Origin of the sequence: Halomonas sp. SpR1, from assembly GCF_031010175.1 — a bacterium.
Lineage (GTDB): Bacteria > Pseudomonadota > Gammaproteobacteria > Pseudomonadales > Halomonadaceae > Vreelandella.
This window is the reverse complement of the sequence record NZ_JAUAMB010000065.1, coordinates 1-9,487: the sequence shown is the minus strand read 5'-3', so window position 1 is coordinate 9,487 and position 9,487 is coordinate 1. Positions and strand designations below refer to the sequence as shown.

The following is a 9,487-nucleotide window of genomic DNA, read 5'->3' as shown; positions in this document are numbered from 1 at the left end:
AGGACGTTAGTGGCTATCTGATGGGTTACTACAACCAGCAGCGCCCTCACTCGTTTAACGATGGCATGCCTCCCGTTGTGGCTGAGGAAAATCTTAAATTACTGTCCGGGATTAGTTGACCACTACACTTCAGAACAATCAGTCTTGTTGAAATACTGGCTGGCTTTCTAGCTACATGGTCAGGTGAATTGTCCGATCAGGAGCGAGAACGGCACGGTTTTTTCAGCCGTTAAGTTTTTTTTGAGGAGGCGAAAATGACGCAATCAGCTTGGACCCGTGATGGCCAGCCGGTGGATGCAGTCACCATCCCCAGCGGCGAATGGGACGATTTGAAACGAAACTCTCAGCTCGGCGATTTCATTATGCCTTGCTGCAAGGCACCGGCGGTGCTCAAAAATAGCATCAACAACATACCTTTTTTTGCTCATCATGCAAACGAGTGCGATACCGCGCCCGAGACAATATGGCATAAGGACGGTAAGGCTTCAGTGCTGGCCGCTTTAAACAGCATGGGTATTTCTGGCCGTGAGGAGGTGCAAGGCTGCTCTCCTGATGGTGACAAGTGGGTGGCCGATGTAATCTTCTCAGTCTTTGACCGCACCATCGTGATCGAGCTGCAACGCTCCTATCAGCACTTGCGCGACTTCAAACGACGCCAGGAGCGGTATATAGCCTCGGGCGTTGAGTGCTATTGGCTCGTCCGTAAGAAGACTTTTATGACTTTGAGTAAAGCCACTTCACGTCTACTACTGAAGCGCGAATTCAACAACGTGTTTCCGCCTAGCGGTATAGGTACTGGGATGTTGCCCGAATTGCCTGTGGCGATGCTAGATACTGAGGGCGAACAATTGGTTCGGTTCGGCGGGTTCAAGGCGACGCCAGTGACGGTATGGCTAGCGGGAGTTCTCGACGGCTCTTACCAATATCGCGGCGGATCCTGGAACCTAGAGTGATCGAACAGCGACTGAACTGCGCGATGAAGGACCTTTATAGAATTGGGTTTGCAGCTTATAGAACTCTATTCCCATTTCGAAAGTGTTGTTGAGAGCGGTGGGTTACGGATAATCCATGCGTGCACTAAGATAAGCTAATCGACTCAGAAAGGAGCCAGGTTGGCTGTTACCGACTGGCAGCCTAAGAACTCAGGGCGGAGAAAACCTCCCTAGAAGGTTTCAGTTGTCCACTACTTGCCACACCGTCTCGTACAATGGAGTAAGAATGGCGCATTTTGTTGATGAAATTGAAGAGTTTGATCCCGAGTCCTCGGTTCTCCTCCTTAATACTTGCTGTTCTAGGAAAGATTGAGGCGACACAGGAGGAAATGGGCAAGGTTATGACCAAAATTGTTATGCCTAGGTCATAACCGTGACCCTGAACACAGATAGCCGCAGCCAGTTGTGAATGCTGGGTGTGGCCATCTACCCCTGTTATGGATATTTCCGTTTAATGCCATCTTCGCTGAATTTTTTACTTGGGCCGCAATCACATGCAGAGACAGGTTGCTTTCCTCGCTTCGCTCCCTAGTGTTGCACTACATGTGACTTGGCTGTCATATCTACGCCCAAAGCGCGCATCACTGCGAGAGTGGTTTTCAATGTTGGATTACCGTTCTCGCTGAACGAGCGATATAATTGCTCACGAGAAAGCCCTGTTTCGCGAGCAATCTCGCTCATTCCTCGTGCGCGGGCGACAATGCCAAGGGCTTTGGCGATATAAGTGGCATCACCTGATTCGAAAGCGTCTGCCATAAACACGGCAACATCATCGTCTGTCTCCAGCAATGCTGCTGGATCAAACTTTGTGAATTTCTCAGCCATTTTTAGCGCTCCATTCTTTTGCAATCTGCTTTGCTTTCGCAATGTCCCGATTTTGTGACCCTTTATCACCACCGCATAGCAGAAGGATCAACCTATCACCCTGATTCTGGTAATAGACCCTGTAGCCAGGCCCGTAGTCGATACGTAATTCACTTAAGCCGTTGCCAACAGGTTTCACATCACCAGGCAATCCACTTGCTAAACGTGAAATACGTCCGGTAATTGTGACCTTCGCTCGACGATCTTTTAGCTTCATCAGCCACTTACGGAAGGTATCGGATTGTTCAATGTCGATGTGCATAACAGTAATCGTAGTCTTTAAACTACACAAAGGCAACTGTTAGCTCTTATGCCTGTCACGGGGCTCATAGCTATTTTTTCAACAACTTCAAAATCAATTGATTATCGTTTTATCTGCCTCTGTGAGTAAGGCGCGCTGAAACGGACTCCCTGTGCGGCGGTCGTGGTTGCACTGACTTAAATTCTTACCACCTAGTTATCCCCAGGAGCTGTACGTAAGTTTGTGGAAAAGCTGTTAAGTATATTGACACTTGAGGGGCTATTCATAGACATTTGAGGGGCAGGCATTATCAAAATTTCATTTAATATCATGCCTTTATTGAACGATTTCGGCGCTACTAACCTTTTTTAACCCATTTATAACCAAAAACCTATAACCAGGCCGGTGAAGGGGGGGGGATCCTTTCTCTATCCTTCCCGTCAGCTTCGCGTCTTCTCTTGACCTGAAAGGCGAAGCTAGCATCGCTTATGACATATGTCCTCATGTGTTACATAGCAATCACTGGGTAGCACAGAAAGTGCTATACATTACGCCCTAAAGGTACACCAACGGTACACACACTAGCTTCGTGTACTTTCCTCTAACTTCGCTAAACTACTGATTCTAAACAACTATACATTTTTCTAAATTACGGCTACTTTCCTTTATTTGTCAGTAACTTATTGTTATAGTAACGGACTCATAATCCCTTGGTCGTAGGTTCAAGTCCTACTGGGCCCACCATTCTGCTTGTTCAAGCAAGGGAATGACTCCCTTGGTGCTCTACGGTACTAAGCCGCTCGATTTCCCTTTCCTCCGCGTTTACTTCTCGCCTGCTTGCGCTTGATGGCTAATCGCCCGTTGATGAGCGTGTATGATATTGGCCTTTCATTGTTTATTTTATCTATAGCGTTGGTAAGCAAGCCACTTTGAAGCCGCAAGAGTGGCAGTCAATACTAGCTCAAGCTATGTCTCTCGGACGTACCAGTACGCCGTTGAATTATCTTTATTCCCATGCCAGTCAAATAAGCGTTAGTGCGAAGCAAGCTCATTGAAAAAAGTAGGGTTGTCCTGAATTGTGGCTAACACTTTGGCCGCCAATCCCGTTGGATTGCGGCGCTTGGTCTCCCAACTTTTGATGGTGTCCACACTGGTGCCCATGGCCTCGGCAAACTCTGCCTGAGAAACATGTAACTTAGCGCGGATGGCTTTCACATCAGCCACTTCATGGCGTGTAATGCGGCTCGCGGGCGCTTTGGCTTGTTTAATTTCAACAGCTTCCTGCAGCGATGTTTGCAGTTCGTCAAAAATACTCATTAGGAAACCTCCCCCCTCAATTGGTGAGTCAGTGCTTTCAGTGCGGCCTTTTCAGCAGGCGTTGAGCTGTCCTTCATGCTCTTGGGGTAGGCCAGTATCAGGTAGATTTTTTTCTACCGTCGCTAAAAAATAGATGACACGAGCGCCGCTGCTCTTACCTTGTAGCCCTAATGCCATGCGTATTTTGCGCAGCCCAGCTATACCCTTGATCAAATCACCTTTAGTTGGTTGAGCAATTAGGGTGCGTTGCAGTTCCTTTAATTCGTCGTCTGTGACAATGGACTGGATCTGGCGAGTGAACGTCGGGGTTTCGATGAATTCAATTGCATGACCCACGTTGAGGCACTTCCTCTAGCCAGTGCGTTTTTAAGTGTACTTAGTACATTATGAGTCATCAACTATCGATCCTGTATTTTGCTGTACTGGCAGCAGTTTGGTTGCTAATTGGTTGCCATTTGGTACCTAACTGGTTGAAAACTACGTGAGTAGTGTAACGTGCGTAAGACATAACTATTTGAAAATTATGAAATTAAGCTTTGTAGGCGCGATCCCAGAGTGCTGTGGTTATTCTATGAACCCAAGATCAGCCTAGAGTGTTGACCCTCACGTTACGTGAGGCTTTAAAGTCGGGTCTTGTTAAAAATGATGGAGCTAACAATGCCGGACTCAGTGACGATTCAGAATTTAAGCGCCAACCCTAACGACTCTGCCCATCGTGTGGCAATTGCCCGAGCGGTACACCAGCTATTGGACGATCCGAAAGTGTTGGATGACGCTTTGAGCTTGCCTCTGCTTGGGCCAGAGCTTGGTAAAGCAGTAAGCGATGACCCCTTTGCTTATAACGATCCTAGCGCTCGCTCCATGCGTGCAGGCATCGTCGTCCGCAGTCTGCTGGCAGAAGATGTACTGAATGCCGCTGTAGCCAGGGGAGTGGCTCAGGTAGTGAGCCTCGGTGCCGGCTTGGATACCTACGCTTTGCGCCACGGTGCAAGCATGCCCCAAGTCAGTCTGTACGAGGTGGATCAGCCAGCAATGCTGGAGCTCAAGCAGGCTAGGGCGGTTCAAGCCGGTTTGAAGATACCCGCCAGAATGCACTTTGTCGCCGCTGACCTGGCGCGGCAGTGCTGGCTTGAGGTGCTAGCAAGGTCGGGTTTCGACAATGCTCAGCCTGTTGCCATTAGTTGGCTGGGCGTTAGCCCTTACCTTACGCCGGATCAGGTGCGCAGCGTGCTGGCTTCGGTGGCTGGCTTGGCTCCAGGGTCGGTAATCATCTTCGATTATCGTGTGGCTACCGACTTGCTCCATCCCATCGAGCAATCGATGGTCGCTGTTACGGAGCGGATATTCGCTGCCATGGGGGAGCCTTGGCTCTCGCAGTTTCGTCCTGAAGAGTTGCTTGAGGAACTGCAAGGGATGGGCTTCAGCCAGATTGATACTTACGATGCCACTGGTCTGAACCAGCGATACTTCCATCGCCGTAAGGACGGGCTGCAGATTGCTGGTGGTGGGTTCAGCTATATTGTTGCCCAGCGTTAAATTTGGGTACGCGTCTTGGAGTCTGCACTGGCCCAAACGGCCCCTTTGCTGGCATAAATGTGCAACGATTTGAATTGATAAGAAGCAATGGAAAAGATGGCAGGAGGGAGGGCGAACTCCATGAAGCAGCGTAAAAGCGTCGATACCCCAGAGCCCATGCTAGCGGGAGAGCTGGCCCGGCGCGCTGGTATTACCGTGCGTACGCTGCATCATTACGACGCTTTGGGTTTGCTCCAGCCTTCGGGTCGTAGCGAGGCTGGCTATCGCCTCTATAATGCGCGAGATATTGTTCGCCTTCAGCGCATCCAACTACTTAAGAACCTGGGTTTCTCTTTAGCAGAGATTGGCAGGCTGCTCCTGAATAACTCCAGCCATTCCATCAAGGCGCTTGTGGATGACAATATCGACGCCCTAAACACGCAAATCGATAGCGCTACGCGGTTGAGGGATCAGTTGCAGCAACTGCGGGACGCTTTCGCTGAAGAAGCTGAACCCAGTATGGAGAGCTTTCTTGCGACTCTGGCTCTGCTGGAGGCTTATAGCCGATATTTCTCCCGGGATGAACTGAAGGATCTGCGTTTTTACACACGTCAGCGTGCCACGCGGGCTCAGTGGCAACGGTTGTTGGATGAACTCAATGCCATCCGGGACGAAGGTGCGATGCCTAACTCTTCCACAGCCCAGGATCTAGCCGTGCGCTGGATGGAGCAGCTAGAGCAAGATACTGCTGGGAACCCAGAACTGCTACACAAGCTAAGTCTGATGGCTGAGCGTGAACAGGCCTTGCAGGAGCATCTAGCTATTGACAGCGAGCAAGTGAGCTTTATTCAGCAGGCCTTCCTTGAGCACAAACTTGCTATCTTCCGTCGCCACTTGAGCCCGTCTGTTTACGCTTATCTGGCTAAGCGTTATGGCAGCTATATGGAACGCTGGCCACCTCTTCTCAGGCGTATCAACAGGCTGCTGGAACAAGGCATCAGCCCCGAAAGCGAAGCCGGTAGGTGCGCGGCCCAGGAGTGGTTGGCCATCTTCCAGGGCTATGCGGGGACGGATCCAAAGGCGCAAGCAGAAATCCGTAAGGTGCAGATGAACGAGCCGGAACTCCGCCGCGGTACTTGGCTTCGCGATGCCCAACTTGATTTTCTCCAGCGCGCGTTGGTAGCGCTGCAGCAATAACACTGAAAGCCAGGGCATCAGGGCTTTTAAGATCTTGCGATAAGTGGGGGGCTGGTATCAAATTAGCGTACTTTGTCTAATCATTGTTAATTATTTCAGAAGGATGTTTGCATGAATAAGCATGTCGAAAACACTGAGCAACTGGCTGAAGTAAATAAGAAGATTGTTTCTGCTGATGAGGTTTTACCTTCAGTGCAGCTTAAAGATGGTAGTAGGGTTCAGACGGGAACCGTTGCGGCTAACATTCATTTGTATAATTCTGGCGAGCGAGGTCAAGTAGAAATGGAGCTTAAACTGGCTATTCCAACGCTGGTTAAGATAGGTTTGTTTGATTTGTTTTCCCCAGAGGAGTGGATCAACGGTTCCAATCCTGGTCGCCGCTTTTTGGGCGAGTGTGCGAGAGAGTTTTTGCATGCGTAAGTCGCTAATACAGCCCAGTTTTGTGTGGTATGGGGTGCTTGGATGAGTGCCATTGGATACACGGTGGGTGCGGCTAGCCGTGAACACCTTCATATGCTACCCGACATTGAGAGATCAGCGGCTGAGATATTTCCCAATGATGTACTCCCGCCTGAGATGCGCGCCGGCACAGTTCCTCTTGAGCAGTTGGAAGCTGCTTATATAGAGGAACGGTTATGGACAGTGCTAACGAAAGCAGGAATCCCCGTCGGCTTTGCGATTGCGGTACGCAAGTCAAACTCTGCGTTTCTGCAAGAGGTCAGTGTGCATCCTGCTCATCAACAAAAAGGACTAGGGCGACAATTAGTCCTCCGTGCCATCAGTTGGGCTGAAAAACACGGGTACTCTTGCGTCACGCTTACGACGTTTGAACACATACCATGGAATGCGCCATTCTATTTGAGACTTGGTTTTCGCAAGCTTGCCGAGCAGGAGCTCAGCTGCGAGCTACTTAGCCAACTTCAAAATGAGTACCGCCGAGGGCTACGTCATCGCGTTGCTATGCAGTTTGACCTTGCTGAACACTCGAGTAGTACGCTTCAGCTGCTATGAAGCGTTGCCATCTACGTGAGTGATTGTGAGTGTGAATATAAATCGGTATCATTCGCTTTATAATAATATATTCCTCTTCATACTCGGTGAGACCTTCCCATGCTTCCTACGTCCATGTCGTTTCCTTTCGCGCCGCTGACCGCGGCGGTTCGTCGCTCATTGGCGATATCGCTTGGTGGAATGCTTAGCGTTGCACCCTTGGCGGCACTTGCTCAGGAAGAGCCCACTTCTAACGATACCGTGGTGGTTACGGCCACAGCGCTGAAAGTCGACACGCCGCTGGTGGAAACGCCACGCCCAGTTTCAAGCGTTGACCGCGAAGAGCTGGAAACCCGCAACGTTCAGCAATTAGATGAAACCTTCCGCTACCGTGCGGGCGTGTTGTCAGGCCATTTCGGTAGCGACAACAACACCGATTGGTTCAAGGTGCGTGGTTTTGACCAGTCCACCTACCAGGATGGTCTGCGTATCTATCGCGAAGGGTTTTATCAGTGGTTGCCGGAGCCATTTGGCCTGGAGCGAGTGGATGTCTTCAAAGGCCCATCGTCGATTTTGTACGGTGAGGCACCTCCTGGCGGTTTGATCAATGCGGTGAGCAAACGCCCGACCGAAACGCCACAAGGCGAGGTGAACCTTCAGCTAGGCAACCGCAATCATCGCCAAATTGGGATTGATACCAGTGGCCCGGTGGGTGAGTCAGATGATGTACGCTACCGCTTAGTGGGTCTGTATAAAGAGCGCGACGGCGATTTAGACGGCACGGATAACGAGCGCTACTACTTTGCACCGAGCCTGGCGGTGGATTTCAGCGACGATACGACCGTCACGTTCCTGGCCAGCGTGCAGAAAGATGATGGCGTCCCGGTGAACTCGTTCAAGCTGCCCTATGGCACCGTGGAGAACACGCCCTTTGGTCGTGTCGACCCGCAAACCAATCTCAGCGAGCCGGGTTACGATAAAGATGAACGCACCCAGTGGGCATTGGGCTATGAACTGCGCCACAACCTTAACGACACTTGGCGTTTCGAGCAGGACTTACGTTACAGCGAGCTGGATTTAGAGCTGCGCAGCACCTACGCCTTCTTTATGGCGGATGAGCGGCGAGCCGCACGCGGCCATGTCTACCGCGATGGCACCATTGATAGCTGGACGGTCGATAACCGTATGGTAGGTAACTGGTACACCGACCGCACCGAAAACACGCTACTGCTGGGGGTGGATTATCAAAACCTCGGCGTGAGTGGCCAAGAAGCGGATCCTTTCCCGTTCGGTGACCCCATTGATATCTTCAACCCCACTTATGGCAATTACACGCCGGTGGGCGCGGATGATTTGCTCACCCGTGAAATCGATAAAGAGCAGACGGGCCTGTATGCTCAAAATCAACTGCGCATTGATGACCGCTGGGTGCTGCTAGGCGGCGTGCGCTACGATCAGGCAGAGACCGAAAACAGTAACCTAACGGCGGGAACGACCCAGCGTTCAGATGACGATCAGGTATCTTGGTCGGGCGGCGCTATGTACTTGGGTGAAAACGGCGTTAATCCCTACATCAGTTACACTGAGTCCTTTGACCCGCTGGGCCGTGTGGATAGCGACGGTGATCTTTATGATCCCCGCGAAGGGCGCCAATGGGAAGCGGGCGTTAAGGTGGCCCCCTTTGGTTGGGATGGTTACGTGACGGCGGCGCTGTTTGATTTGGAAGAGAGCAATACGCTGGTGAATTCACCAACTGGCTTTCAGGTGCAGGAAGGCGAACGCACCTCTCAAGGTTTTGAACTGGAAGGCGTTGGCTACATTACCGATGATTTAAAAGTCACCGCGGCCTACACCTACACCGATTCGCGGCTGGAAGACGATGACCGGGCACCGTTAATCCCGCGTCACCAGGCCTCTACCTGGCTTGATTACGCCTTTACTGGCGGCGCGCTAAAGGGTGTGACGCTGGGTGGCGGCGTGCGGTATGTGGGCAGCACTGTTGATACCAGTGTCGCAGACAACACAGAAGTAGATAGCTACACCCTGTTTGATGCCATGGTGGGCTATGAGTTTGCCGACGGCTGGCAGGCCCAGGTCAACGTCAATAACCTTACCGATAAAGAGTACGTGGCCAGCTGTGAATACTGGTGCTACTACGGCGAATCGCGCAGTGTGATTGGTAGTGTGAAATATAGTTGGTAAAGCCTATTGCTAACTATAACGCCCGGCCATATTGGCTGGGCGTTTGTGTCGTGCGCCAGGCATGGCGCGCAGCGCCTTGACAGGCGCTGTTCCTGGGGGTGGTGCCTCAGGATGACTTGGGGGTGAAAGTCCCCTGCACGCCCGGCAAGGGGAAGTGCTAGCCGACGGC

General features: G+C 51.3%; 10 protein-coding genes. 6 read left to right on the top strand and 4 right to left on the bottom strand.

All coding sequences use genetic code 11. The features are described from left to right. Positions 1–254: 254 nt before the first annotated feature. Positions 255–953, top strand: a complete 699-nt coding sequence (locus tag QT231_RS23760) for a competence protein CoiA family protein (RefSeq protein ID WP_308339242.1) — start codon at positions 255–257, stop codon at positions 951–953. 567 nt (positions 954–1,520) lie between these two features. Here QT231_RS23760 and QT231_RS23755 read toward each other — a convergent pair. From QT231_RS23755 to QT231_RS23740, 4 genes are all read right to left on the bottom strand, one after another. After that, entirely contained in the window at positions 1,521–1,817 is a 297-nt protein-coding gene (locus QT231_RS23755) for an addiction module antidote protein (protein WP_308339241.1), read from the bottom strand. After that, positions 1,810–2,118 carry a type II toxin-antitoxin system RelE/ParE family toxin gene (locus tag QT231_RS23750; RefSeq protein ID WP_308339240.1) on the bottom strand — a complete coding sequence of 103 codons (309 nt, stop codon included), beginning with the start codon at positions 2,116–2,118 and terminating at the stop codon, positions 1,810–1,812. The genes QT231_RS23755 and QT231_RS23750 overlap by 8 nt, the downstream gene beginning before the upstream one ends. A gap of 1,011 nt (positions 2,119–3,129) precedes the next feature. Continuing rightward, positions 3,130–3,414, bottom strand: coding sequence for a NadS family protein (nadS, locus tag QT231_RS23745; protein WP_308339239.1), 285 nt, complete (start codon positions 3,412–3,414; stop codon positions 3,130–3,132). A 51-nt stretch (positions 3,415–3,465) separates the two neighbouring features. Next, positions 3,466–3,750 (bottom strand): hypothetical protein, encoded by a 285-nt coding sequence (locus QT231_RS23740; protein WP_308339238.1) that lies wholly within the window; start codon positions 3,748–3,750, stop codon positions 3,466–3,468. A 321-nt stretch (positions 3,751–4,071) separates the two neighbouring features. On the opposite strand from QT231_RS23740, the gene QT231_RS23735 reads away from it, so the two are divergent. The 5 genes from QT231_RS23735 to QT231_RS23715 all read left to right on the top strand — a co-directional run bounded on the left by QT231_RS23735 (position 4,072) and on the right by QT231_RS23715 (position 9,318). Further along, the gene (locus QT231_RS23735; RefSeq protein ID WP_308339237.1) at positions 4,072–4,950 is read left to right on the top strand and encodes an SAM-dependent methyltransferase; all 879 of its coding nucleotides are present in this window, start codon (positions 4,072–4,074) and stop codon (positions 4,948–4,950) included. Between the two features lie 120 nt (positions 4,951–5,070). Next, on the top strand, positions 5,071–6,126 hold the full coding sequence (locus QT231_RS23730; protein ID WP_308339236.1) for a MerR family transcriptional regulator: 1,056 nt from the start codon (positions 5,071–5,073) through the stop codon (positions 6,124–6,126). A 111-nt stretch (positions 6,127–6,237) separates the two neighbouring features. Further along, positions 6,238–6,546, top strand: coding sequence for a hypothetical protein (locus QT231_RS23725; protein WP_308339235.1), 309 nt, complete (start codon positions 6,238–6,240; stop codon positions 6,544–6,546). Between the two features lie 42 nt (positions 6,547–6,588). Then, positions 6,589–7,137, top strand: coding sequence for a GNAT family N-acetyltransferase (locus QT231_RS23720; protein ID WP_308339234.1), 549 nt, complete (start codon positions 6,589–6,591; stop codon positions 7,135–7,137). Between the two features lie 180 nt (positions 7,138–7,317). Then, positions 7,318–9,318 carry a TonB-dependent siderophore receptor gene (locus tag QT231_RS23715; RefSeq protein ID WP_308339243.1) on the top strand — a complete coding sequence of 667 codons (2,001 nt, stop codon included), beginning with the start codon at positions 7,318–7,320 and terminating at the stop codon, positions 9,316–9,318. Positions 9,319–9,487 lie beyond the last annotated feature (169 nt).

Bases quoted from the DNA above. Each gene is read 5' to 3' on its own strand.
- QT231_RS23750 (WP_308339240.1), bottom strand. From the start codon at position 2,118: ATGCACATCGACATTGAACAATCCGATACCTTCCGTAAGTGGCTGATG.
- QT231_RS23735 (WP_308339237.1), top strand. From the start codon at position 4,072: ATGCCGGACTCAGTGACGATTCAGAATTTAAGCGCCAACCCTAACGAC.
- QT231_RS23755 (WP_308339241.1), bottom strand. From the start codon at position 1,817: ATGGCTGAGAAATTCACAAAGTTTGATCCAGCAGCATTGCTGGAGACA.
- QT231_RS23730 (WP_308339236.1), top strand. From the start codon at position 5,071: ATGAAGCAGCGTAAAAGCGTCGATACCCCAGAGCCCATGCTAGCGGGA.
- QT231_RS23725 (WP_308339235.1), top strand. From the start codon at position 6,238: ATGAATAAGCATGTCGAAAACACTGAGCAACTGGCTGAAGTAAATAAG.
- QT231_RS23720 (WP_308339234.1), top strand. From the start codon at position 6,589: ATGAGTGCCATTGGATACACGGTGGGTGCGGCTAGCCGTGAACACCTT.
- QT231_RS23715 (WP_308339243.1), top strand. From the start codon at position 7,318: ATGCTTAGCGTTGCACCCTTGGCGGCACTTGCTCAGGAAGAGCCCACT.
- nadS (WP_308339239.1), bottom strand. From the start codon at position 3,414: ATGAGTATTTTTGACGAACTGCAAACATCGCTGCAGGAAGCTGTTGAA.
- QT231_RS23760 (WP_308339242.1), top strand. From the start codon at position 255: ATGACGCAATCAGCTTGGACCCGTGATGGCCAGCCGGTGGATGCAGTC.